Below are 23,803 nucleotides of genomic sequence, written 5' to 3' on the forward strand. Positions count from 1 at the left end.
CATAAAGTTGGACCACCAACTTCCGGGGTCAGTTCAAAAACCGAGGGGGCCGCTTTTATATCAGCACTGCGGAGACCGTTTCAGCCTTACGCCGCCTTGATGGCGAGCACGCGGTTCGCCGCCGAGACGATCGCCTCGAGAGACGCCGCGACGATATTGGTGTTGATGCCGGCGCCGAAGAGCTTGCCGCCCGGATGGGAGACCTCGACATAGGAGATCGCCGAAGCATTGGAACCATGCTGCAGCGAGTGCTCGGAATAATCCTCCACCGACATCGGGATGCCCAGATAGATCGAGAGCGCATTGATGAAGCCGTCGATCGGGCCGTTGCCCCTGCCCTCAATGCGTTTCAACTCACCATTGTCGGTGATCTCGGCCGCGACGATGCGCTGTCCCCTGTGCTCTGGATCGGCGAAGGTATGGTGGTCGACGAAGCGGAGCCGCGCGTCCGGCTGCGTCACGTAACGCTCGATGAAATGCTCATAGATGCGCTTGGACGGCAATTCCTTGCCTTCTTCGTCCGTGATGCGCTGGATCTCCTCGCGATATTCCACCTGGAGATTGCGCGGCAGGTTCAGCCCGTAATCCTGCTGCATGATATAGGCGATGCCGCCCTTGCCGGACTGCGAGTTGATGCGGATGATCGCCTCATAGGTGCGGCCGACATCCTGCGGGTCGATCGGCAGATAAGGCACTTCCCAGACCGGATCATTGGCGACCTTGGCGGCCTTCATGCCCTTATTGATCGCATCCTGATGCGAGCCGGAGAAAGCCGTATAGACCAGCTCACCGACATAGGGATGACGCTCGCCGATCACCATCTGGTTGGAATATTCGAAGACTTCCTTCATGCGCTCGATGTTCGAGCAATCGAGCTCGGGATCGACACCTTGCGTGAACATATTCAATGCCATGGTCACGACGTCGACATTGCCGGTGCGCTCGCCATTGCCGAAGAGCGTGCCCTCGACGCGGTCGGCGCCCGCCATCAGTGCCAGCTCGGCGGCGGCGATGCCCGTGCCGCGGTCATTGTGCGGATGCAGCGAAATGATCAGGTTTTCGCGGTTATCGAGATTGCGGCACATCCATTCGATCTGGTCGGCATAGATGTTCGGCGTCGCCATCTCCACGGTGGACGGCAGGTTGATGATCAGCTTGTTATCGGGCGTCGGCTTGACGACATCGATGACGGCGTTACAGATCTCCAAAGCCACATCGAGTTCGGTGCCGGTGAAGCTCTCCGGAGAATATTCGAAGCGATAGCCGCCGCCGGCCTTGGCCGCCATGTCGGTGATCATCTTGGCCGCATCGACGGCGATCTGCTTGATGCCATGTACGTCCTTGGCAAACACCACGCGGCGCTGCAATTCGCTGGTGGAATTGTAGAAATGCACGATCGGCTTGTTGGCGCCTTCGAGCGCCTCAAAGGTGCGGGTGATCAATTCCGGACGGCACTGGACGAGAACCTGCAGCGATACGTCGGCAGGCACATTGCCCTGCTCGATGCACCAGCGAGCAAAATCGAAGTCGGTCTGCGAAGCCGAGGGGAAGCCGATCTCGATTTCCTTGAAGCCCATATCCAGCAGCAGCTGGAACATGCGCGCCTTGCGGTCGTGACCCATCGGATCGACGAGTGCCTGATTGCCGTCACGCAGGTCGACCGAGCACCAGATCGGCGCCTTGGTAATGACCTTGGATGGCCAAGTCCGGTCGGGAATATTGATTTGCGGGTAGGCGCGGTACTTCGCCGCTGCTTCGGGCATGCCTTTGGGGGAATGGCTGTTCGCGTCCATGGTCTCGTCTCTTCCTTTCCCGTCATTTATCCCGCGTCTTAGCCGATCGGATGCGGCTTGGCGATGATAAATGCGGACCCTTTGCGGGTAAGCTGTCGATTTTAGGATAAGTCGCGAGGAGCGATGGCCAGCGGGCTTTTCGGCCGCCGGGCGCTCCTCAAAGGACCCGGCAACCGCGCGTAAGGCCGAGGAGGAGAAGCGAGGTAAGGGCGCGCGTATTGTCACGCAGGGCAACGCGCCCACGTGCAATCTGCTCAGAAATCTTTGCGCCATTCAGCTTCATGGCCGCGCTTATAGCCGCCGGCTCGAAAAGAAGCAACCCCTTGCTCACTTCTTCAGCATTTGCACGCCGCGCGACAGTGCGAGCATCGATCCGCCGGCGATCAACCCCCAGAAGGCACCGGAGATGCCACCGAAGGAAACGCCCGATGCCGTCACGAGAAATGTAATCGCGGCCGCCTCGCGCGATTCCGGTTGCTGGAAGGCGTTCAGGGCCGAGTTGGAGAGCGCGCCGACAAGCGCTAGGCCAGCCACCGCCTCGATGAGGATCGGCGGCGCCAGCGCCACGAAAGCCGTAACCGCGCTCGCCAGCAATCCGAAGACGATATAGCCAAGTCCGGCTACGATCGCCGCCCAATAGCGCCGCTTGGGATCGGCATGCGCATCCTGCCCGGCGCACATGGCGGCGGTGATGGCCGCGAGATTGACGGCATGGCCGCCGAAAGGAACTGCAAGGAGCGAAAACACACCGGTCACGGCAAACAGCGGACCGGGCTTGGGATCGTAGTCATGCACCTTCAGCACCGCGATGCCGGGAATGTTCTGCGATGCCATCGTCACGATGAACAGCGGCAGCGCAATGGAAACGATGCCGGCAAGCGTGAAGACCGGCTTCACGAATTCGACCGTCGGCAGTAGCGAATGTTCGAGCGAGGCGAACGCGCCGTCTGGTATTTTAACCCCAAAGGCCAGCACCAGCACAAAAGCCGCAAGCGCGGCCGGCACGGCCCAGAGCCGCTTGAACGCACCGACGACGATCCAGGCAAGGATGATCGGCAGACCGAAGGCGGGATTGAAGGCAATCGCCTTTACGGGCGCAAAACAGAGACCGAGCAGGACACCCGCCAGCATGGCATTGGCGAGCGGCGCCGGGATCGAGGCCACCGCGCGACCGAAAGGCCGGAACAGCCCGGCGATGACGATCAACAGGCCGCAGATGAAGAACGCCCCGACAGCCGCCGGAAAGCCGCCCTCGATCGCTCCGGCACTTGCGAGCAGCGCAGCTCCCGGCGTCGACCAGGCAATGCTGATCGGAAGCCTGGTCACCATGCTGAGCACGATCGCACAGAGGCCCATCGCAATCGAAAGCGCCGTCAGACCGGACGCCGCCTGCGCATCCGAGGCCCCGACCATCTGCAGGCCATGAAAGACGACGGCGAAGGAACTGGCAAAGCCGACGAAAGCCGTAAGGCATCCCATGAACAGGCTTTGGATGGAAAAATCTTTGAGCATGGCGGCGGAGACTCAGGGGCGATGATCGATTGAAACCGCATGGAGCATCACAAGCATCGGGCGTGCAAGTGCAGTTCCGGACGAAGTAACGGCGGCAAGGTCGAATCGGTCGCCGTCTGTATCAAGCATGATTCAAATCGTGTACAAACATGCAAATTGACTCTCTCGTTTATGCACATTAATGCATAATTATGAGCAATTCACTCCCCTTGTCCCGCCGGGACGTCATCGAAGCGCGGCTTGCAGAGGGCCGGCAGATCGTTGCCGCATCTCTGGCTGCCGAATTCAACGTGTCCGAAGATGCCGTGCGCCGCGATCTGCGGGCGCTGGCCGCAGAGGGCAAATGCCGCCGCGTCTATGGCGGCGCGCTCCCTCTCCTGACACCGTCGCAGCCCATGGCGGTACGCGTCGGACAGGAAACTGGTCGCAAGAGAGCCTTGGCAAGGGCAGCCGTCGCGATGATCGAACCGGGCGAATTCCTGTTTTTCGACAGCGGCAGCACTAATCTCGCAATGGTGGATCTGCTGCCAAGGAACCTGGAAGCGACGATCGCGACGAATTCTATCGACATAGCCAGTGCAGTCATGAAACGCGGCGATATACCGCTCGTCCTGATCGGCGGCGCGGTCGATCCCGTCGTCGGCGGCAGCGTCGATGCCTCCGCGGTCGCGGCGATCGAAGCCATGAACATCGATCGCTGCTTCCTGGGTGTCTGTGCCGTTTCGTCGAGAAACGGCATCAGCGTGTACGAACATGCAGACGCGATCTTCAAACGGACGCTGCTCAAAAGAAGCGTGGCACGCATCGCATTGATTACCTCGGAGAAGTTTCACGAACGCGCGCCGCATCGCGTCGGCAGCGCGGGCGATATCGATTGGCTTGTTGTCGAGGATGATCTGCCTGCCGACGACGAAAAAATGGCCATCGAGGCCGGCTTCTCCCTCGTGAAGGCGAGCAACGTCACCTCCTCCTCCTGATCTCGAAAGACAAGGAATGACCATGCAATCCACCGATCGGCCGGAAACCCGGCTGGCAACACGACTTGCCTTTCTGGTTGGGGGTTTTGCCCTCGCCTGCTGGGCTCCCCTCGTCCCATTCGCCAAGGATCGCCTCGGGGTCGACGACGGCGTGCTGGGCATGCTGCTGCTTTGCCTCGGCCTGGGTTCGGTGGCGGCGATGCTGGCGACCGGCATGCTGAGCGCGCGATATGGCAGCAAGCCGATCATCATCGCCAGCGGCCTCGGCCTCGCGCTCACTTTGCCGACACTGGCCGTGGCCGGCACACCGTTTACCCTCGGCATTGCGCTCGCGGCCTTCGGCGCCTGCTTAGGATCGCTCGACGTTGCCATGAACATCCACGCCGTCGAGGTCGAGAAAGGCGCGGACCGGCCGCTGATGTCCGGCTTCCACGCGCTCTTCAGCATCGGCGGCTTCATCGGCTCCCTGCTTGTCACGCTGTTGCTGTCGATCAAGGCCGGCCCCCTCGCCGCCACGCTTCTAGGCTCCGCCGTGATGGTCGTCGCCATGATCGTCGCATGGCCACGGCTGCTGCGGACCGTCCCGGCGGAGGACGGACCTCTCTTCGTCATGCCCCGCGGCTTCGTGCTGCTGCTCGCCGCGCTGGCAGCGATTACCTTCCTCGTCGAAGGCGCGATCCTCGATTGGAGCGCTCTGCTTCTCACCACACAGGGCCAGGTCGATACGAGCCATGGCGGCCTTGGCTACATGCTGTTTGCGATTGCGATGACGGTGGGCCGCCTGAGTGGCGATGCCATCACCGCGAGGATCGGAGACAGGGCGATCATGCTATGGGGCGGCATCGTCGCGGTGGCGGGCTTTGTCATCCTCCTCCTTAGCCCGATCGCGATCCTCGCCATAAGCGGTTTCCTGCTGATCGGCCTCGGCGCCGCCAACATCGTGCCGGTGCTCTTCCGCAAGGGCGGCGCGCAAGAGATCATGCCCCCGGGCCTTGCCGTCGCGGCGATCACCATGACGGGATATGCCGGCGTGCTCGTCGGGCCCGCCGGTGTCGGTTTCGCGGCGGATCACCTTGGCCTGCCCGGCGCCTTCTGGATGCTCGCCGCACTCCTCTGCGTCGCACCTCTCTGCGCCGGCATCGTGACCCGCCATCAAGATCAGGGAGAGGCAGATGCGCATCGCTCATACCGCTCTATGGACGCGTGACCTCGATGCGGCGGCCGATTTCTGGAAGACCTATTTCGGTGCGGCCGTCGGCGAACCATACCAAAGCCTACGCCGCCCGGGCTTCATCTCCCGTTTCGTCCATCTGGCCGAAGGTGGCGATCAGGTCGAGCTGATGACGGGTCCCTGGCTTGCTGCCGACAGGCAGGATGAGCGCATGGGTTGGGACCACATTGCCATATCGCTCGGCAGCAAAGCTGCCGTCGATGCTTTGGCCGAGCGATGCCGGGCGGATGGCTGCCTGAAATCCGCACCCCGCATGACAGGCGACGGCTTCTACGAAGCCGTCATCACGATGCCGGACGGAACGCTAGTCGAGATCACTTCGTAGGTGGCGCTCGGCAAACTCCGCAAGGTGCTCAGTTTAAAGCCTTCCAATTCGCTGCCCCCGGAAACGTTGCAATCTCCTGGTGGCGAAGGCTGGCGGCGGCTCTCTCGCCGCCAGCTCTTTCTCTTTCGTCAAGTGAACGGAATCCCGTCATCTCAAAACAAAACCCTCGCCTACCTTTCGGCAAGCGAGGGCGCTCAATTCAATTCAGGCAAACCCGTTAGATCAGATGTCGGCCTGCGAGGCCACGATGCGCGAGACCAGGCCATAGGCCTTGGCTTCCTCCGCGGAGAGCCAGTAGTCGCGGTCCGTGTCCTTGGCGATCTTTTCGATCGGCTGGCCGGTGGCTTCCGAAAAGATCTTGTTCAGGCGCTCGTTCATTTTGATGATTTCGCGTGCCTGGATTTCGATGTCGGAGGCCATGCCGCGCGTGCCGCCGGACGGTTGGTGCAGCAGGAAGCGCGTGTTCGGCAGGCAAATGCGGCGCTCCTTCGGAGCGGAGACATAGATCAGCGCACCGGCGGAAGCGACCCAGCCCGTGCCGATCATCCACACCTTCGGCTTGATGAACTTAATCATGTCATGAATGGAATCGCCTGACTCGACGTGACCGCCGGGCGAGTTCACATAGATGCGGATGTCTTCGTCGCTGGCGGCGGCAAGGGCAACGAGCTGCGAGCAGACCTTCTGCGCCAGTTCCTGCGTGATGCCGCCATAGATGAAGATCGAACGCGACTTGAAAAGATTCGCCTCCGCGTCCTTGCCCAAAGGCAGCTCGGTCTTCTTGTCTTCCTGTTCGTCTTCGTCGTTCATTCAACTCTCCAGCATGATCAGTCGTTCACCGCACATAGTGCGACTCAATGCGTAAAACAATGCCGGAAAAAGACAAGGCGGGAATAGCACAACGGAACCTGGCGTTATGGTTGCGGATTACCGAAATGTAACTTGAATGGCTTTGAAAAGCCGAGATTGGATCTTACGTCAGATCAGCGCGGTCGAGGATCGCGCTCCGAATTTACAGCAACAGATAGCCAAGGAGGCCATCATGTCGCCTGAAGAACGTCAATTGCTCACCGCTCTCTTCGATCGCGTGCGCACCGCATCCAATACCCAGCGCGATGCCGATGCGGAGGCTTTTATCAACCAGTCAGTCCGCGACCAGCCCTATGCACCCTATTTCCTGGCACAGGCCGTCATCATGCAGGAACAGGGCATGAAAGCAGCTGCCGATCGCATCCAGCAGCTCGAAGCGCGCGTGCACGAGCTCGAGCAGCAGGGCGCCGACAATCATCCGCAAGGCCAGAGCGGCGGCTTCCTCGGCGGACTCGGCTCGCTTTTCGGTGGCGGCCAGCAACAGCAACGCGCCGCGGCACCGCAGGGCGGCAGTCCGCAGCAGCAAGGTCGCCTTTATGATGACTATGCCCGCAATGCGCCTCAGCCTGGTCCCTGGGCCGGCCAGCCGCAACCACAACCGTCAGGCCCGTGGAGCCAGCAGGCAACGGCGCCTTCGGCCGGAGGCAGCTTCCTGCGCGGCGCGCTTGGCACCGCAGCCGGTGTGGCCGGCGGCGTGATGCTGGCGGAATCGCTGTCCAGCCTCTTCAGCCCGCATCTCGGCGGCACAGGCGGCGGTCTCTTCGGCGGCAGTGCCGGCAGCGGGCTCTTCGGCGGCACGGCAGCCAATGCAGCCGAACAGCCGGTGCAGGAAACGATCATCAACAACAACTATTTCGGCAATGACGACAATAGCGATCAGAATGATCAGAGCGCGGCCGATTACGCCCAGGACGCTGCCCAGGACGCCCAGGACGACGCCAATGACGATTCGTTCGATAACAGCGACGACGACAGCTCGTTTGCCTGAGCCGGTACCAGCCTAACAAAAAAGCCGCCATCCCTGGATGGCGGCTTTTTCAATTTCACCCGCGACCACGATAGGGTTGGACGCCCTGATCCGGCAACCAGACGCCCTCCGGGGGCTTACCGGTCTGCCAGAAGACATCGATCGGAATGCCGCCGCGCGGATACCAATAGGCGCCGATGCGCAGCCACTTCGGCTGCAGCAGGTCCACCAGCCGCTTGGCGATATAGATCGAGCAATCCTCATGGAATGCGCCGTGATTGCGGAAAGAATGCAGGAAGAGTTTCAGCGACTTCGATTCCACCAGCCACTCGTTCGGAATGTAGTCGATGACGATATGGGCAAAATCGGGCTGTCCGGTCATCGGGCAGAGCGAGGTGAATTCGGGCGCGGTGAAGCGCACGACGTAATCCGTGCCGGCATGGCCGGACGGCACTTTTTCGAGAACGGCTGCTTCGGGATTTGCAGCTGTTTCTGTCTGGCTGCCGAGCATCGACAAGCCGGAAACATCGGTTTGAGGCATCTCAGGTCTCCTTGATCACTTTGACGCGGATGCCATGGGCCTTTTCGCCCTCCGGCTCCACGTGAATGGTTATTTCAGCCCCCGCATGGATCGCCCGTATGGCATCTTCAAGGCGGTCGCAGATGCGATGCGCATCGCGCACCGGCATGGCGGCCGGCACGACCATGTGAAAATCGACGAATGTCACAGCCCCCGCCCTGCGCGTCTTCAGGTCGTGAACGCCAAGCGACCCCTCGGCATTCCTAGCGATCGCATCCTTGATGGTCTCTTCCTCCTCCGGCAGCACGGCCTTGTCCATCAACCCGTCGATGGAGCTGGAGATGACCCTCCAGCCCTGGTAGAGAATGTTGATGGCAACGAGAATGGCAAGCACGGGGTCGAAGATCGGCTGGCCGGTGCCGAGCGCCAGCAGCAGGCCGATGAGCACGCCGATCGAGGTATAGACGTCGGACATGATGTGTTGCCCGTCCGCCGTCAGTGCCGGCGAGCGGTGCGCCTTGCCCGCGCGGATCAGCGTCAGGGCCCAGATGCCGTTGATGACCCCGGCGACGAAGTTGATGGCGAGACCGAGCACCGGCGCCTGCATCGGCTGCGGATTGCCCAAATGCCCGACCGCCTCCTGCACGATCATTAAAGCCGCAACGACGATCATCACGCCTTCGGTGACGGCGGAGAGATATTCCGCCTTGTGATGCCCGAAGGGATGGTCGTGATCGGCCGGCTTCTGCGCGTAACGGATGACGAAGAAGGCAATGAAGGCGGCGACGACATTGACGAGCGATTCAAGCCCGTCGGACAGCAGTGCCACCGAGCCCGTCAGCCACCAGGCCAGCATCTTCAGTCCCATGACGCCGAGCGACAGCGGAATACCCCAGAGCGCGAGCCGCCTGATCGTATCGTTTCCCTGACTGTTCATGCCCGTCTCCGATGTCTTCCACGCCTGCTCATGCGAATGAATTGCAAGAAAGGCGCCGTTGAAATGCAAAACCGCCCGCGCGAATTTCGCGCAGGCGGCTTATTGACGGTCCATATGGGACACAATGCCGAGTTTGTCAAAGGACGCGCTCTTTTTCTGCACGACAATTCGTCCTCAATATATGGCTTGGATGAAGCTCTGTCTTGGAATGTAGGCCGGAGCATGAGCAAGACTTGGCGCAAGCCGCCGTTCCGCGACAATAGGAAGCCGGTTACGCGCTCGCCTGTGGAAAATCGTGCTGGTAATTTCGTCCGTGATTGCGCACTAAGCTGGGCCTCAGCCTGATGTGCAAGGCTCCGGTACCGGCCGATGAACCGCCGCTCTTTATGAAACCATGGTTGAATATGCCCCCCTTTAAAAACGACGCCGATGCGGCACGCCTCACTGCTGACATCCCTGCCGGCGCTTCGGAGCATCTGGTCGCCGCCGGCGCATTCTCCGAAGAAGAGCGCAGCGCCGTCTATCGTGCCATCGAAACCCGCCGCGACGTGCGCGACCAGTTCCGCTCGGATCCCCTGCCCGACGATCTCGTCAGGCGCTTGCTCGAAGCCGCCCATAGCGCGCCATCGGTCGGATTCATGCAGCCATGGAACTTCATCCTGATCCGTCAGCGGGAGACGCGCGAGCGCGTATGGCAGGCGTTTCATCAGGCCAATGAGGAAGCCTGCGCGATGTTCGAGGGCGATCGTCGCGCGCAGTATCAACGGCTGAAGCTGGAGGGCATCCGCAAGGCGCCGCTCAGCATCTGCATCACCTGCGACACCAAACGCGGCGGCCCGGTCGTGCTCGGCCGCACGCATAACCCGGACACCGATGTCTATTCGACCGTCTGCGCCGTGCAAAATCTCTGGCTTGCCGCGCGAGCCGAGGGCATCGGCGTCGGCTGGGTCAGCATCTTCCACGAGGAGGCGATCAAGGCGATCCTCGGCATTCCCGAGCATGTGAAGATCGTCGCATGGCTCTGCGTCGGCTATGTCGACGAGCTCTACGATATGCCGGAGCTCGCCGTGAAGGGATGGCGCGAGCGCCTGCCGCTCGACAAGCTCGTCTTCGAGGAAGGCTGGCAGGATTGTGAGGACATGTAAGAGCTGCCGCTTTCCGGCAGCCCTTGTCAGATCCAAGCCTCAGGATCTGAACGCGACGAACGAAATCACGTTGCCATCCGGATCGCGCACATGGAAATCGGTACCGCCCCATGCCTGCTTGGTGAGCGGCTGCGCGAACTCGACGCCCCTCTCCTTGAACTCCTCGAACAGTCCCTGGACGTTCGAAACCTCGATCGAAGCGAGGATGAGCGCTCCCTCCTTCGCCGCAGCGGCGGCGAAATAAGGCTCATAGACAAGCCGCAAGTGGATCCAGATGCCGTCACGCGACACCGCGCCATAGAATGGCGGCGCCCCATGCAAGAACTCCTCCACGAAACCGAGCTTCTCCCTGAAGAATGCCGCGCCGGCGACTACGTCCCGCACGAAAAGGATCGGCACCACACTCTTGAAAACCGGCGGTTCCGCCGGTGCGGCAGGCGTCTTCGGCGCATCCACTGCCACGGCCTTCAACTCGGCCCAACTCCCGTGGCCCGCTTCGACCGCGACGATCTCCTGCGCCAGCGTCAAAGGCAACTTCATCGCCAGGATCTCGCGATCCGTCAACGCCTTGAAACGGTCGAGCGTTCGCACTCTCCCGCCAATGGAGTAGTCGCGTTCACGGTGCCAGCGCATCAAGAGCTTGGCTTGTTTACGATAGGTATCGAGGGTTGGCATGGGCAGACTCCTGCTGAGTGATATCAGCGGGCGGGCTTAGCCCTTTCGGCCCCAATGCCGATGTGCCCCACAGGAACGGGAGAAAGATTAATTTACAACCGGTGGCGAGTCAAACCGACTCATGGCATGCCTGCAGGAACAGGACCGGCAACAGTGCATCAATCATGAGGGCGCGGCAGCTTACTCGCCTTCTCGAAACGGAAACGCCCCATGTACCTTTGCAGGCGGATGGGGGCGTTTCCAAATCTTGTAGTTAGAGCATCAAGCCGCCTTCGTCTTCACCCGCCGCGCCAGATGCGCCACCACATTCTCGATCATGCGCATGCCGGCATCGCCGCCGAGCGTCATGATCGATTCCGGGTGGAACTGCACGGCCGCGATCGGCTCCTTCACATGCTCGATGCCCATGATCGTGCCATCTTCGCTTTCGGCCGTGATCATGAAGTCACGCGGCAGGCTGGATGGATCGGCAAAGATCGAATGATAGCGGCCGACCGTCACCTCGCGGCCGAGACCGGAGAAGACCAGGCCCGGCTCCAGCACGCGGATACGCGAGGGCTTGCCATGCATCGGGATCGCCAGATGGCGCAATTCGCCGCCATAGGCTTCGGCAAGCGCCTGCAGACCCAGGCAGACGCCGAAGATCGGCAGGTTGCGCGCCCTCGCCTTCTTGATCGTCGCCTTGCAATCGAAATCCTTCGGGTTGCCGGGGCCCGGCGACAGCACGACGAGATCCGGATCGAGGCGGTCGAAAACCTCTTCCGGCACCGGCGTACGCACAGTCGAAACCGTTGCGCCCGTCTGGCGGAAATAATTGGCAAGTGTGTGGACGAAGCTGTCCTCGTGGTCGACGAGCAGGATCTTCACGCCCTTGCCGACGGAGGCGACGTCACGTTGCTGTTTGCCGGAATTGCCGGTCTTGGCATCACGGATGGCGGAAAGCATGGCGGAGGCCTTCAGTTCGGTTTCGGCTTCTTCTTCCTCGGGGATCGAGTCGTTGAGCAGGGTTGCGCCGGCGCGCACCTCGGCAATGCCGTCCTTGATGCGAACGGTGCGCAGTGTCAGGCCGGTGTTCATGTCGCCATTGAAGCCGACCATGCCGATCGCGCCGCCATACCAGGCGCGGGGGCTCTTCTCGTGGCTCTCGATAAAGCGCATGGCCCAAAGCTTCGGTGCGCCGGTGACGGTGACGGCCCAGGCATGGCTCAGGAAACCGTCAAAGGCGTCCATATCGTCGCGCAGGCGCCCCTCGATATGGTCGACCGTGTGAATGAGGCGCGAATACATCTCGATCTGGCGGCGGCCGATGACCTTGACCGAACCCGGTTCGCAGACGCGGCTCTTGTCGTTGCGGTCGACGTCGGAGCACATGGTCAGCTCGGACTCGTCCTTCTTGGAGTTGAGTAGCTTCAGGATCTGTTCGCTGTCGGCGATGGGATCGTCGCCGCGCTTGATCGTGCCGGAGATCGGGCAGGTCTCGATGCGGCGGCCGGACACGCGCACGAACATTTCAGGCGAAGCACCGACGAGATATTCCTGATTGCCGAGATTGATGAAGAAGGAATAGGGCGACGGATTGATCGCCTTCAGCCGCTTGGAAATATCGGACGGCTTGCTCTCGCAGCGCTCCATGAATTTCTGGCCGGGCACGACTTCGAAAAGGTCGCCCTTGCGGAAGCTCTCCTTCGCCTTGACCACCAGTTCGGCATATTCGCCAGGGCGATGATCGCTCTTCGGCGGAATAGCATCCGTGTGGCGGAACGGCTCGGGCGCGATCTCGCCCGACTTGCCTTCCGTCGATACCTCGCCCTTGGCGAAATCGTAACGGTCGATCCAGGCCTTGGCGGAATAATTATCCACCACCAGAATTTCGTCCGGCAGGTAAAGCACCATGTCGCGCTGATCGTCCGGACGCTTGAGCTTCAGATCGATCGCGTCGAACTGGAACGCCAGATCGTAGCCGAAGGCGCCATAGAAGCCGATGCTGGCATCCGCCTGCGAGTAGAAGAGATCGGTCACGGCGCGCAGCACCGTGAAGACCGTCGGCATCTTCGAGCGCTCTTCCTCGGTAAAGACGCGATCCGGCGTCTTTACGGTGAGGTCAAGCCGGCGGGCCGTGAAAGCGCCAAGCACCAGTTCGGGAACTGTCTTCAGCTTCTCCGCAATAAAGTCGAGAATGACCTCGCCGCGTTCGTTATAGGCTTCGATCCAGACATCGCGCCCATTGCAGGACAGGCCGAGCGGCGGGTCGACGATGGCAGTATCCCAACGCGTATAGCGGCCGGGATATTCGTAGTTCGACGAGAAGACGGCGCCACGGCGCTCGTCGAGCTTGTCGATATAGGACGAAACCGCATCCGCATAGGGCGTCGGCCGACGCTGCCGGGTGACGGTGATGCCGCCCTTCGTCTCGTAGATTTCCGCACCATCATCCCGAAGGATCGTTACCATTGTTCCTCACTCCGTTGTCGGGCCCGGATGACAGGCGGCCAATATAACAAAAAAGCCGCCTCGAAATCTCGGGCGGCTCACTCGTCGTCTTTGAACACGATTGGTCGAGGCCGCCTCAGCGTGCCCACCACCAAACTGCAATGTTGTTCAAGGACATGTTCATGGCGGGAATTGTTAGCGTGAGATACCGCGATGCGCAAGCGGAAGATGGAAGGAAAGTTTTCCGGTGTGAGAAAGCAGTCTCCGCCTGCGATCGGTTAAGGCTCGCTAGACGCGACCACTTTCGGAATGGCCGAGCTTCGGCAGAACCAGATCGCCGACGGTGTAGGTGTGGAATTCGCTTGTTGAAACGTCATCGAGGCTACGGAATTTCTCGACAAAAACCGGATCGGAAAAGAATTCGTCGACATTGCCGGCGCCTTGGATGGCTTCGATATTCACCACCGTCAGACCGTCCGTGCTCTTGGCAAGATTGCTCCAGAGGAATCCTTCCTTTCGTTCGGCAACATAGTGAACGACATCCTGGATCACCCGAAAGGCCTCCTCCTGTTTGTCGGGATGAACGTGGATGACATTGACGATGAAGGTGGTCGGCAGCGGCTGGGCGATGAAATGTGCGGAGTTTGTATCCATTGCGGTTCCTCTCGAAAAGCGGCGTCATTGCCGCGCCGGCACAGGATATCGGGGTTGAGATAGCGGATAAATGATCCGGTATTCTCATAAGATCGGAATTATATTCCGTAATCGGAGTGGCGATGGACAGACTTGGAACGCTCGGCATCTTTGTACAGACCGCGGAAGGCGGCAGCTTCGTCGCAGGCGCGCGACGGCTTGGCCTCTCCAGCTCCGCCGTCGGCAAGGCGATCGCGCGCCTCGAACAGGAGATGGGCGTCCGCCTCTTTCACCGTTCAACCCGCAGCATGACCCTGACCGAGGAAGGCAGCTTCTTTCTCAACACCTGCCGCCGCATTATCTCCGAACTGGATACGGCTCAGGCGGAGCTATCGAAATCGCATGCGGCACCCCGCGGCCATCTTCGCGTCAGCCTTCCCTTGGCCGGAATGCTGTTGATGCCGGCGATATCGGCCTTCATGCGCACCTATCCCGATATCACGCTGGATCTGGACTTTACCGACCGGCTGGTCGATGTGATCGAGGAGGGATTCGATGCGGTCATACGCACGGGCGACGTCAGGGATACGAGGCTGATGAGCCGCAAGCTCGGCACATTCCGCTTCCAGATCGTCGCCGCGCCCGACTATTTGAAGGCGGAAGGCACGCCGCTTGCGCCTGAAGACCTGCTTCAGCACAAATGCCTGCATCACCGCTATCCCAGCACGGGCAAGCTGGAGCCGTGGCCTTTGGTGCACAATGGCGAGGAGTTGCGGCTCGCCTTGCCGACGACGACGATCGCCAGCACCATCGAGCCGCTCATCCATCTCGCCGAGAACGGCTTTGGCATAACATGCCTGCCGCCCTTTGCCGTCAGCGCACAAATCGCCAACGGCCGGCTTCTGCCATTGCTCGAAGACCATATCGCGAAGACAGGCATCTTCCGCATATTGTGGCCCACGAGCCGCTATCTGTCTCCGAAGATACGGGTCTTCGTGGATTTCATGGCGGCCAATCTGTTTTCGGGTCAGTTGGCCGCCTGAGGATTCCACCCTCGCCTACTCCTGCGCTCTGGCGGCTTCGAAGAACTCCTCTGGGCCATCGACTTCGACCAGCCGTTTCCGGTCAATCAGCCAGAAGCGATTGCCGACCGATCGCACGAAGCTGCGATCATGCGAAACGAGAAGGCAGCTTGCCTCGTTTGCCGTCAGCTCGCCCTCCAGTGCCTCCTGGCCATCGATATCCAGATGATTGGTCGGCTCGTCCAGGAGGTAGAAGTTGGGATTGGTGAGCCGCAGCGCCAGCATGGCGAGCCGCGCCCTCTGCCCGCCGGACAGGCGGCCGATCTCCTTCCCCTGCATATCGATGCCGATACCGACACCGACCAGCAGCGTGCGGGCGCGCTGCTCGCCGAGCTCGAACAGGCGCGTGATCATCCCGAGCGGCGCATCCTTCTGACCGAGATTGGAAAGCGCCTGATCGCTGTAACCGAGTACGAGAGACGGTGTCCGCTTGATCGCACCGCCGACAGACGGATCGGCAATCGCCCTGCGGATCATCTCGACGAACCGCGTCTTGCCCGCGCCGTTCTGGCCGAGCAGGACGATCCGATCGCCCTGGCAAATCCACTGTTGGCCCGTCTTGAACAGCAACGTACCGTCAGGCGTCGTCACCGAGGCATCCTCAAGCGTCAGCAGCACCTTGGCGTGGATGCCGCGATTGGCAAGCCGGATCGAGCCGGAGGAGCGTTCGCGATAGCCCGGCTTTGCATTGTCCTCCAGCTTCTCGGCTCGCGCCTTCAACTGCTTCGTCTTGACCGTCAGCAGGTCACTACCCGAGTTGACGCCGAGATTGTAGAGCTTGGCCGCCTGCTTGCGCAGTTGCTGCGCCGTCTTCATCTCCTTTTGATAACGGCGCTCATCCGAGGCATCGACCTCATCCAGCGCCGCCCGCGCCCGGCTATACGGCAAGACGTAGGTCTGCGGCTGGTCCTGACGCAGGAACAAAGTCCGATCGCAGACGGCATCGAGGAAAGCGCGGTCGTGGCTGGCGATGATGACGGGCACGTCTCGCGGCAATGCGTTCAGCCAGTCTTCCAGCAGCGCGATCTTGGCGAGATCGAGATGGTTGGTCGGCTCGTCGAGCAGCAGCATGTCGGGCTCGGTCACCCAGACACGGGCAAGCATCGCAAGCCGCTGCCAGCCGCCGCTGAGCTGAGCCAGCGTCCTCTCCCGCATCGCCGCCGGTACATCAAGCGAATCGAGGGTGATATCGACACGCCAGCTCTCGCTCGCGATCTGCTCCTTCGGCAAAGCACGCAGAACGGCATGGTAGAAGGAAACATCCAGCAGACCTGCCGGCACATTCTGCTCGACATAGCCGACACGGAGGCCGCGGGCGCGGGTAATATCGCCCGTGGTCGGCTCCTGCCGGCCGGCGATGCAGTTGAGCAGCGTGGTCTTTCCGCGCCCGTTCGCGGCGACGACACCGACGCGATCGCCGGCATCCACGGTGAAGTTGAGATTGGAAAACAGCGGCGCACTCATGGTGACGCCCAGATTGCGGAGGTTGATCAGAGTCATGGTCTTTTCCGGTCTCGATCGAGCATCCCGAGACATCGTCGGCGGCTCCTTTTGCCGCGCTGCGCCGATGTCGAAGGCCATATCGGCCAATGCTCGAAAACATGTCCTGACGCGGCCGCGCAGATGCACAGGCTCACGTCGCCCAAAGGGCAGACCAGAAGGGATGAGTGAGTAACAGCCCCTGATCAGCCCTGCAAACGCATCTGCAGGGCACGAGTCGGACCGAACTGGCGAATATGCCAGACTATCTTGGTCATGCGGTCCTCCTCTCTCTTCTCTCGACGGGTTAAAGACTGCGTTACTCGAATAACATCGAACGCTGCGATTTACAATTGCACGGATCGCCGGATGCCATGCAGGAGGGCAAAAAAGAGGCGATGCCGAAGCATCGCCCAAGTTCGCTGCATCGATGTAACAGCTTAGAACCGCTGCGTCAGCGTCAGCTTGAAGGTCCGGCCGGGCTCGGAATAGTAGGAAGCAGGCTGGGTCAGCGTGCCGCTGTAGGACGGCGCGTTGAGGGCGTCGTAATAGGTCTTGTTGAAGATGTTGTAGACGCCGCCGCTAATGCTGAGCCCCTTCACCTGCTCCGGCTCCCACCAGGCGGTCAGATCGAAGATGCCATAAGCGGGGGTCTCCAGCGTGTCGCCTGTCTTCTTCGCCTCGCGAGCCGCGGTGACGAAGGTCAGGTCCGTTCCCCAGACTTCGGTCGCATAGCCGACGGTGAAGGCAGCCTTGGCCGGGGCGACGGAATTGATCCATTGACCGGTATCGGAGTCCTTGCCGTTCACATAGGCGACGGCGCCCTTGATATGGATGCCATTGTCGAACTTCTTGTGCGCGTTGACCTCGACACCGAACATGCGGACGTTGGCGCGGTTGAAGTATTCGGTAATCCCGAGCGGATAGGTGCCTGTGGGATCGCGATAATTCAGCGTGTCGATGAAATTCTTATACTTATTGTAGAAGGCACCGATATGGCCGCCGAAATCGTCATCGCCAAGGTTGGTGCCGATCTCGATGCCGTTGCTGGTCTCGGGCTTCAGGTTGGGATTGCCGATGTTGACGTAGCCGCCGGGCACGCCGTAGTTCACATAGAGTTCGCTGACATTAGGCGCACGGAAGGCCATCGCCCACTGCGCATAGAGTTCTACATTATCCTGCGGCTGATAGGACGCGCGCAGCTTCGGCGAGAAACGGCTGTCGGATTGCCCCGGGGGCAGGCCCCTGTAGTTGGCGCTATCACGGTAGGCAGCCGTGTTCTTCGGCGAATAATCATACCAGTCGAACCGCAAGCCCGGCGTCAGATAGAAGTTGCTGGAACCCAGCTCGATCTTATCGTCGATGAAGGCGCCCACGCGCTTGCCGTCAATATCGGGCATATCGGACTGGTTGGTATGCAGGAATGCACAAGTAGCGCGCCAACGCGGGTTGCTGCAGCTATCCTTCCCCGCCGAATACTGATGAACCTTGTCGAACGCGACATCGAGACCGAAAGTGACCTGGTGATGCAGGCTGCCGGTGTCGAAAGACTTCGACGCATTGCCGCTAAAGCCGATACTGCGGTCTTCCATTTCATTGAGGCGGGAATAGTCGCCGATAACGGACGTGTAGCGGTAACCTGCGGTACCGGTCTCGCGCACGAGATTCTGCCAGTAGAAAACGGCGTTGGCAGTATCAAGCAGCGCATCGGCGCTATCGGCTTCATACTTGTAATCGAGCGACACGCGATTGCGCTCGATATCGTCTGTGCCATTATAGTTGCCGGGCCGGAAGTTTCCGGTCGGGCTCTGCAGGGTCATCAAATCAGTGTCTTTGTCCTTGTTGTAGTGCTCGGCCGTGATGCCGAAGGTGCCGACATCGGTATATTGGCGGATCTTGAACAGGCCGCTTCTCTGATTGTAATCGGCCGGATTGGCTTCTGTACGCTTGGTCGAATAACCACCAACATCGCCATTGTTCTCAAGCTCGTGACCATGCGTGTAGCCGCCCTGGAAGAGAACGGCCGTATTGTCGATACGCTTGGCGACGGCAGCCGCGCCGCCGACGCTGCGGTCATCGCCATTATAACCGAACTTGAAGACGCCGCCCCAGGTCGAGCCTGGCGTGATCAGATCTTCCGGCTCCAGCGTGCGCAGCACGAAGGCGCCGCCGAGAGCCCCTGAACCGGCACGGCTGGAATCGGCGCCACGCACGACGTCGACACTGGAAAGCGCGTTGAAATCGAAGCTGTTAATGCCACCGTCGGAATCGCGAGACGCATCGAGAAGGAAAGGAATCTGGATGCCGTCGACCGTCGTCAGCACGCGGTCATCACCGAGGCCGCGAATATTAACGCCGCCGGTCGTGCGATTGAAGCCGACGCCGACTTCCGTGCTGCGGCCGAGATCCTCGATACGCGTGATCTGGTTGTCGTCGATGTCTTTGGCCGTCGTCTCGCTGGCGGTCGGGGAGTCGGCGAGCACATCCTTGTTCGCCTTGCCCTTCCCTGTCACCACGATTGGTTCCAGGTTGGTAACGCGATCGCCCTTGGCGGCTTCCCCCACCGCATCTTCATTTTGAGCGGCTGTTTGTGCAAAGGATGTCGTTGCCAGCCCGAGAGCGAGAAACGCGGTGCATGCCAAAAGAGCCGAGCGTGAGCGCCGGACAACCATAACCATTCCTTTCGAAGGCTTCACCGGGCTGGCTGGTTGCTGCGTCGAATGCAGGCAAGGGGCTGGCTAGGTTAGTTTTGTTAATGAGACGGAAATATTCCGCCTTCTTTCTGCCGCATAAAAAACATGAGTATTATTGTCAATATATCTCGCCTCCATAATCATGAATAAAATTATCATGTTTAAAGACGGAGAATGAACGTTGCTGAATTGCAACGAAATGGCGACCTCAAGCGTTCTAGTGACATCATCATTAGAATTGGCTGATTTACTTGATGTTGTTTAGAACCATTTCACTAACTTCTGCCGCCATCGTGCTTATGGCAGCTTCTCTTCCCCAGACCGGCCCGATACCAGAACAAAAGCCGGATCAGCAACAAGCTCAGCCGAGTGGCGAGCCGCCGATCCCGGCAGAAAAGCCGGCAACATCTCCGGACAAACCTGTCGTTCCGGCGGAAAAGCCGAGTGCTCAACCAGAGGAAAAACCGGCGCCCCAGCCAGAGGAGCAGACGACGGGCGAGATGCAAGGCCCCCCTCGCCCGCCTCTGACCGTCGCTCCCGAGCCGGACGAGGACCATCAGGCATGCCTGAAGGAGCTGACCGCGATGGGAGCGCTCTTTAAGGACGTTCCCCGCATCGACGACGGCAACGGCTGTGGCATCGACAAGCCGATCTCGCTTGCTTCGCCGTTGCCGGGGATCGAGCTTAAGCCTCAAGGGACGATGCGCTGCGAAGCGGCGCTCGCCCTCGCCCAATGGATGAAGGGGAGCGTGATCCCATCAGCCGCCGCATTGGACAACGGCAAGATCGTCACCATCAATCAGGCTTCGACCTATATCTGCCGCCTGCGCAACAATGCTTTCACCGGCAAGATTTCGGAACATGCCCGTGGCAATGCCATCGATGTCGCAAGCTTCACCTTCGAAAACGGCAAGATCATCGCAATCGAGCCTCGGGGCGAAGATCCGACGCTGACGGGCGCGTTCCAGCGCGCAGCCAGCGCCTCCGCCTGCCTCTATTTCACCACTGTCCTAGACCCAGAGAGCGATGAGGCGCACGAAACGCATTTCCATCTCGATGTCATCGAAAGGAATGGCGGCTTTCGCTACTGCCACTAAAGGCACCTCGATCAATCAATGGCTCGACCATCGTCAAGATCCCGGCCCGATCATGCTCCGATGCCGGCATTCGAGAACCAGACTTCCCGATAGATCGCAACCGCCGTCTCATCGGGCGCGCGCTCTTCGGTCAGCCAGATAGACTGGATGGACCGAGCCTCGCTTCGATTTGGGACTCTCATGGATTGCGCCGGATCCGATGCCCCGATGCATGGAATGAAATAAGCAGGCATCAAAGCGCGAGCGCTGAACCCGACATCCCCGCGCGTAATCAGGACGGCAAGCCCGACCTTCTCGTTTGCCTGCCAGGGCACGATGAGCCGGCCTCCGGGCCGCAACGCCTGCAGCCATGATTTCGGCGGCGCCACCACGCCTGCACTGACATAGATCAGATCCGTATCCGGAAGCTCGAACGAAGTCGCATCGGCGCAGATGACGGAAACGTCTTCATAGGAGGCGAGATTGTCTCGCGTGCGGCCGGCCAATGCGTCATCGATCTCGACGGCATGGACATGCCCGCCCGGTGTCACCAGCGTCGAGAGGATGGCGGTGTAGTACCCGGTTCCCGTACCGATCTGAACGACGGTTTCGCCGGGCTTGGGCGCGACGGCACCCAAGAAGGCGGCATGGAGGAACGGCTCGCCATTGTTGATGCCCTTCGCTCTGTCCAGGGAGACCAAAACATTCTGATAGAGAAAGGCCGGGTCGTCGCTCGGCGTTTCGAGATAACGTCCCTTGACCACGATCTGCCAAGGCCCCGGCCCCATGAAGGCTTCGCGCGGCACCTGGCGGAAGGACTGCTCCAGCCTTTCATCCGCCGAGTTGCTGGCGGCGGCCATCATTTTCGCATGGAAAGCGCGTATATCGTCCAAGCTGCCGCGGCTGTCTGCGGTCACGATCTGCCTCCGCTCTTCTATGCGATGATGTCGATGTCCGTTGTCGATCCTGTTGCCGGTGGCGTCAAGCGAACACAGGATTTTTCTCTATTGAACCGCATCGCAATCTGCCGCAGGTGGTGTCGGACCGGCAGAGATCCTGAGTTCAAACGACCTCGGTTGAATCAGATTCTGAACTTAAAACAGTCCCTCTATATAACCGTGATCATTGAGGAAAATCCTTTCGGCCGACGGCGATTTCGGCAGGCCGGGCATGGTCATGATCTCGCCGGTAATGACGACGACGAAACCCGCACCGGCTGAGAGCCGCACTTCGCGAACAGGCACGATGTGCCCTTCCGGCGCGCCGCGAATGTTCGGATCGGTCGTGAAGGAATATTGCGTCTTCGCCATGCAGACCGGCAGGTGTCCGTAGCCCTGGTCCTCCCAGGACCGGAGTTGATCGCGCACGGATTTGTCGGCCGTGACTTCGCCGGCATGATAGATCTTCGAGGCGACGATCTCGATCTTCTCCAACAGGGAAAGATTGTCGGGATAAAGCGGCTGGAATTTTGCCTGGCCGGATTCGGCGAGTTCCACCACCTTGTGCGCGAGATCGACAATCCCCACCGAACCCTCGGCCCAATGCCGGCAGAGGATCGCCTCGGCGCCGAGCCGCGCGACATAATCCTTCAACGCCTCGATTTCGGCTTCGGTATCGGAGACGAAATGATTGATGGCCACGACGACGGGTACGCCGAATTTGCGGACATTGGCGACGTGCCGTCCGAGATTGGCGCAGCCCTTGACGAGGGCGCCGACATTCTCCTTGCCGAGATCGTCCTTCTTGATGCCGCCGTTCATCTTCAGCGCCCGAACCGTCGCGACGATAACGGCCGCATCCGGTGAAAGGCCGGCCTTCCGGCATTTGATGTCGAAGAATTTCTCGGCGCCGAGATCGGCGCCGAAGCCCGCCTCCGTCACCACATAATCGGCAAGCTTGAGTGCCGTGCGCGTGGCGATCACCGAATTGCAGCCATGGGCGATGTTGGCGAAGGGGCCGCCATGCACGAGCGCCGGATTGTTCTCCAGCGTCTGCACAAGGTTCGGCTGCATCGCATCCTTCAGAAGCACCGCCATCGCGCCGTCGGCCTTCAGATCGCGGGCATAGACGGGCGTGCGGTCGCGGCGATAACCGATGATGATATTGCCGAGCCGCTTTTCCAGATCCTTGAGATCCGAGGAAAGACAGAGGATCGCCATGACTTCCGAAGCAACCGTGATGTCGAAGCCGCCTTCGCGCGGAAAGCCGTTGGCGACACCACCCAGCGAGGACACGATATCGCGCAATGCGCGGTCGTTCATATCCATCGCGCGGCGCCAGGTGATGCGCCTGAGGTCGATATTCTGCTCGTTGCCCCAATAGATGTGGTTGTCGACCAGCGCCGCAAGCAGATTGTGGGCTGAGGTGATCGCGTGAAAATCGCCGGTAAAATGAAGGTTGATGTCCTCCATCGGAATGACCTGCGCATAACCGCCGCCTGCCGCCCCGCCCTTCACGCCGAAGCAGGGGCCGAGCGATGCCTCGCGCACGCAGACGACAGCCTTCCTGCCGATACGGTTCAGGCCGTCGCCGAGGCCGACCGTGGTGGTGGTCTTTCCCTCGCCCGCGGGCGTTGGATTGATCGCCGTGACAAGGATCAGCTTGCCGTCTTTCTTGTCGGCTTGCGATGCGATGAACGCGGCGCCGATTTTTGCCTTGTCGTAGCCGTAGGGCGCGAGATCTTCCGCGGGAATGCCAAGCTTGGCGCCAATCTCGATGATCGGCAGTTTCTTTGCCGCACGAGCGATTTCGATATCCGATGCCACCGCCGTCATTAGATTCGCCCCAAATACACGGTCATTTCCCTGTCGGGATAAACCAATACGGATCAAGTGTGAATAGCAACGGCCATACTGTCCTCTGCGAAACACGCCGCCTTGTCCCGCGACATGGACATGCCTATTTTCGGCTTCCAAATGCGAATCGAGAAAGAAGGAAAAGATATGAAGTCCCTGGAATTGCTGGTCGAGCGCATCATTCTCTCCAGTCGCTGGCTTCTGGTGGTCTTCTATCTCGGCCTTGCCGCCTCGCTCGCCGTCTACGCCGTGTCATTCGCCTATAAGTTCTACAAGGTGGCGATCAACGTGCTGGTCTATGACGAAGCCGACATGATCCTGGCCATCCTCGGCCTCATCGACGCCGCCCTGGTGGCGAGCCTGATCGTCATGGTGATGATTTCCGGCTATGAGAATTTCGTCAGCCGCTTCGATGAAGCCGAAGACGAGGTTTCCTTCCTTGGCAAGCTCGATTCAGGCAGCCTCAAGATCAAGGTCGCCTCCTCGATCGTCGCCATTTCCTCGATCCATCTCCTGCAGATCTTCCTGAACGCTACTCAATACGACAACGCCAAGCTGATGTGGTTCACGATCATCCATCTCGCCTTTGTCGTCTCGGCGGTACTGCTGGGCCTCTTGGAAAGGATCATGGCGAAAAGCAAAGCCAAGGACGCCTGACGCCAA

20 protein-coding genes are annotated in these 23,803 nt (G+C 60.3%); 8 read left to right on the top strand and 12 right to left on the bottom strand.

Going from position 1 to position 23,803, the window contains the following annotated elements:
- Window positions 1–86 precede the first annotated feature (86 nt).
- Window positions 87–1,793 (bottom strand): 2-isopropylmalate synthase, encoded by a 1,707-nt coding sequence (gene leuA, locus ACPYOP_RS12985; protein ID WP_481410794.1) that lies wholly within the window; start codon window positions 1,791–1,793, stop codon window positions 87–89.
- Window positions 1,794–2,120: 327 nt separating this feature from the next.
- A complete protein-coding gene (locus ACPYOP_RS12990) occupies window positions 2,121–3,305 on the bottom strand; it encodes a benzoate/H(+) symporter BenE family transporter (RefSeq protein WP_481410795.1) in 1,185 nt (394 codons plus the stop codon).
- Between the two features lie 191 nt (window positions 3,306–3,496).
- Between ACPYOP_RS12990 and ACPYOP_RS12995 the strand changes: the two genes are divergently transcribed.
- From ACPYOP_RS12995 to ACPYOP_RS13005, 3 genes are read left to right on the top strand one after another with little or no spacing between them, the layout of a single operon-like run.
- Window positions 3,497–4,282, top strand: coding sequence for a DeoR/GlpR family DNA-binding transcription regulator (locus ACPYOP_RS12995; protein WP_481410796.1), 786 nt, complete (start codon window positions 3,497–3,499; stop codon window positions 4,280–4,282).
- A gap of 22 nt (window positions 4,283–4,304) precedes the next feature.
- Window positions 4,305–5,489, top strand: a complete 1,185-nt coding sequence (locus ACPYOP_RS13000) for an MFS transporter (protein WP_481410797.1) — start codon at window positions 4,305–4,307, stop codon at window positions 5,487–5,489.
- Window positions 5,455–5,838 carry a VOC family protein gene (locus ACPYOP_RS13005; RefSeq protein ID WP_481410798.1) on the top strand — a complete coding sequence of 128 codons (384 nt, stop codon included), beginning with the start codon at window positions 5,455–5,457 and terminating at the stop codon, window positions 5,836–5,838. The genes ACPYOP_RS13000 and ACPYOP_RS13005 overlap by 35 nt, the downstream gene beginning before the upstream one ends.
- Before the next feature lie 222 nt (window positions 5,839–6,060).
- Here the strand turns inward: ACPYOP_RS13005 and ACPYOP_RS13010 are convergent, their stop codons facing one another.
- A complete protein-coding gene (locus tag ACPYOP_RS13010) occupies window positions 6,061–6,648 on the bottom strand; it encodes an ATP-dependent Clp protease proteolytic subunit (RefSeq protein ID WP_481410799.1) in 588 nt (195 codons plus the stop codon).
- Between the two features lie 232 nt (window positions 6,649–6,880).
- Between ACPYOP_RS13010 and ACPYOP_RS13015 the strand changes: the two genes are divergently transcribed.
- Window positions 6,881–7,696: a DUF2076 domain-containing protein gene (locus ACPYOP_RS13015; protein ID WP_481410800.1), complete on the top strand. Its 816-nt coding sequence runs from the start codon at window positions 6,881–6,883 to the stop codon at window positions 7,694–7,696.
- Window positions 7,697–7,751: 55 nt separating this feature from the next.
- Here ACPYOP_RS13015 and queF read toward each other — a convergent pair whose 3' ends face one another.
- Window positions 7,752–8,216, bottom strand: coding sequence for a preQ(1) synthase (queF, locus tag ACPYOP_RS13020; RefSeq protein WP_168838559.1), 465 nt, complete (start codon window positions 8,214–8,216; stop codon window positions 7,752–7,754).
- 1 nt (window position 8,217) lies between these two features.
- Entirely contained in the window at window positions 8,218–9,132 is a 915-nt protein-coding gene (locus tag ACPYOP_RS13025) for a cation diffusion facilitator family transporter (protein WP_481410802.1), read from the bottom strand.
- 404 nt (window positions 9,133–9,536) lie between these two features.
- Here ACPYOP_RS13025 and bluB point away from each other — a divergent pair, with 404 nt between their 5' ends.
- The gene (bluB, locus tag ACPYOP_RS13030) at window positions 9,537–10,277 is read left to right on the top strand and encodes a 5,6-dimethylbenzimidazole synthase (RefSeq protein WP_481410803.1); all 741 of its coding nucleotides are present in this window, start codon (window positions 9,537–9,539) and stop codon (window positions 10,275–10,277) included.
- 39 nt (window positions 10,278–10,316) lie between these two features.
- On the opposite strand, the gene ACPYOP_RS13035 is transcribed toward bluB, so the two are convergent.
- The 3 genes from ACPYOP_RS13035 to ACPYOP_RS13045 form a co-directional block, all read right to left on the bottom strand.
- On the bottom strand, window positions 10,317–10,952 hold the full coding sequence (locus tag ACPYOP_RS13035) for a VOC family protein (protein ID WP_481410804.1): 636 nt from the start codon (window positions 10,950–10,952) through the stop codon (window positions 10,317–10,319).
- A gap of 261 nt (window positions 10,953–11,213) precedes the next feature.
- A complete protein-coding gene (locus tag ACPYOP_RS13040) occupies window positions 11,214–13,403 on the bottom strand; it encodes an anthranilate synthase (protein ID WP_481410805.1) in 2,190 nt (729 codons plus the stop codon).
- 267 nt (window positions 13,404–13,670) lie between these two features.
- Window positions 13,671–14,036 (bottom strand): antibiotic biosynthesis monooxygenase, encoded by a 366-nt coding sequence (locus tag ACPYOP_RS13045; protein WP_481410806.1) that lies wholly within the window; start codon window positions 14,034–14,036, stop codon window positions 13,671–13,673.
- A gap of 122 nt (window positions 14,037–14,158) precedes the next feature.
- Here ACPYOP_RS13045 and ACPYOP_RS13050 point away from each other — a divergent pair, with 122 nt between their 5' ends.
- On the top strand, window positions 14,159–15,058 hold the full coding sequence (locus ACPYOP_RS13050; RefSeq protein WP_481410807.1) for a LysR family transcriptional regulator: 900 nt from the start codon (window positions 14,159–14,161) through the stop codon (window positions 15,056–15,058).
- Between the two features lie 15 nt (window positions 15,059–15,073).
- Here ACPYOP_RS13050 and ACPYOP_RS13055 read toward each other — a convergent pair whose 3' ends face one another.
- Both ACPYOP_RS13055 and ACPYOP_RS13060 read right to left on the bottom strand, forming a co-directional pair.
- Entirely contained in the window at window positions 15,074–16,597 is a 1,524-nt protein-coding gene (locus tag ACPYOP_RS13055) for an ABC-F family ATP-binding cassette domain-containing protein (RefSeq protein WP_481410808.1), read from the bottom strand.
- Between the two features lie 419 nt (window positions 16,598–17,016).
- Window positions 17,017–19,248, bottom strand: a complete 2,232-nt coding sequence (locus ACPYOP_RS13060; protein WP_481410809.1) for a TonB-dependent hemoglobin/transferrin/lactoferrin family receptor — start codon at window positions 19,246–19,248, stop codon at window positions 17,017–17,019.
- Window positions 19,249–19,523: 275 nt separating this feature from the next.
- On the opposite strand from ACPYOP_RS13060, the gene ACPYOP_RS13065 reads away from it, so the two are divergent.
- Window positions 19,524–20,366 carry an extensin-like domain-containing protein gene (locus ACPYOP_RS13065; protein WP_481410810.1) on the top strand — a complete coding sequence of 281 codons (843 nt, stop codon included), beginning with the start codon at window positions 19,524–19,526 and terminating at the stop codon, window positions 20,364–20,366.
- A 50-nt stretch (window positions 20,367–20,416) separates the two neighbouring features.
- Here the strand turns inward: ACPYOP_RS13065 and ACPYOP_RS13070 are convergent, their stop codons facing one another.
- Together ACPYOP_RS13070 and ACPYOP_RS13075 are read right to left on the bottom strand one after the other, a co-directional pair.
- Window positions 20,417–21,262, bottom strand: a complete 846-nt coding sequence (locus ACPYOP_RS13070) for a protein-L-isoaspartate O-methyltransferase family protein (RefSeq protein ID WP_481410811.1) — start codon at window positions 21,260–21,262, stop codon at window positions 20,417–20,419.
- Between the two features lie 177 nt (window positions 21,263–21,439).
- Window positions 21,440–23,119, bottom strand: a complete 1,680-nt coding sequence (locus ACPYOP_RS13075) for a formate--tetrahydrofolate ligase (RefSeq protein ID WP_481410812.1) — start codon at window positions 23,117–23,119, stop codon at window positions 21,440–21,442.
- Window positions 23,120–23,287: 168 nt separating this feature from the next.
- Here ACPYOP_RS13075 and ACPYOP_RS13080 point away from each other — a divergent pair, with 168 nt between their 5' ends.
- Entirely contained in the window at window positions 23,288–23,797 is a 510-nt protein-coding gene (locus tag ACPYOP_RS13080; RefSeq protein WP_481410813.1) for a TIGR00645 family protein, read from the top strand.
- Window positions 23,798–23,803 lie beyond the last annotated feature (6 nt).

Source organism: Rhizobium sp. KNZ2-6A, assembly GCF_056755475.1.

Bases quoted from the DNA above. Each gene is read 5' to 3' on its own strand.
- ACPYOP_RS13060 (WP_481410809.1), bottom strand. From the start codon at position 19,248: ATGGTTGTCCGGCGCTCACGCTCGGCTCTTTTGGCATGCACCGCGTTT.
- ACPYOP_RS13000 (WP_481410797.1), top strand. From the start codon at position 4,305: ATGCAATCCACCGATCGGCCGGAAACCCGGCTGGCAACACGACTTGCC.
- ACPYOP_RS13045 (WP_481410806.1), bottom strand. From the start codon at position 14,036: ATGGATACAAACTCCGCACATTTCATCGCCCAGCCGCTGCCGACCACC.
- ACPYOP_RS13050 (WP_481410807.1), top strand. From the start codon at position 14,159: ATGGACAGACTTGGAACGCTCGGCATCTTTGTACAGACCGCGGAAGGC.
- ACPYOP_RS13075 (WP_481410812.1), bottom strand. From the start codon at position 23,119: ATGACGGCGGTGGCATCGGATATCGAAATCGCTCGTGCGGCAAAGAAA.
- bluB (WP_481410803.1), top strand. From the start codon at position 9,537: ATGCCCCCCTTTAAAAACGACGCCGATGCGGCACGCCTCACTGCTGAC.
- ACPYOP_RS12995 (WP_481410796.1), top strand. From the start codon at position 3,497: ATGAGCAATTCACTCCCCTTGTCCCGCCGGGACGTCATCGAAGCGCGG.
- ACPYOP_RS13005 (WP_481410798.1), top strand. From the start codon at position 5,455: ATGCGCATCGCTCATACCGCTCTATGGACGCGTGACCTCGATGCGGCG.
- queF (WP_168838559.1), bottom strand. From the start codon at position 8,216: ATGCCTCAAACCGATGTTTCCGGCTTGTCGATGCTCGGCAGCCAGACA.
- ACPYOP_RS13035 (WP_481410804.1), bottom strand. From the start codon at position 10,952: ATGCCAACCCTCGATACCTATCGTAAACAAGCCAAGCTCTTGATGCGC.
- ACPYOP_RS13025 (WP_481410802.1), bottom strand. From the start codon at position 9,132: ATGAACAGTCAGGGAAACGATACGATCAGGCGGCTCGCGCTCTGGGGT.
- ACPYOP_RS13015 (WP_481410800.1), top strand. From the start codon at position 6,881: ATGTCGCCTGAAGAACGTCAATTGCTCACCGCTCTCTTCGATCGCGTG.
- ACPYOP_RS13040 (WP_481410805.1), bottom strand. From the start codon at position 13,403: ATGGTAACGATCCTTCGGGATGATGGTGCGGAAATCTACGAGACGAAG.
- ACPYOP_RS13010 (WP_481410799.1), bottom strand. From the start codon at position 6,648: ATGAACGACGAAGACGAACAGGAAGACAAGAAGACCGAGCTGCCTTTG.
- ACPYOP_RS13065 (WP_481410810.1), top strand. From the start codon at position 19,524: ATGTTGTTTAGAACCATTTCACTAACTTCTGCCGCCATCGTGCTTATG.
- leuA (WP_481410794.1), bottom strand. From the start codon at position 1,793: ATGGACGCGAACAGCCATTCCCCCAAAGGCATGCCCGAAGCAGCGGCG.
- ACPYOP_RS12990 (WP_481410795.1), bottom strand. From the start codon at position 3,305: ATGCTCAAAGATTTTTCCATCCAAAGCCTGTTCATGGGATGCCTTACG.
- ACPYOP_RS13080 (WP_481410813.1), top strand. From the start codon at position 23,288: ATGAAGTCCCTGGAATTGCTGGTCGAGCGCATCATTCTCTCCAGTCGC.
- ACPYOP_RS13055 (WP_481410808.1), bottom strand. From the start codon at position 16,597: ATGACTCTGATCAACCTCCGCAATCTGGGCGTCACCATGAGTGCGCCG.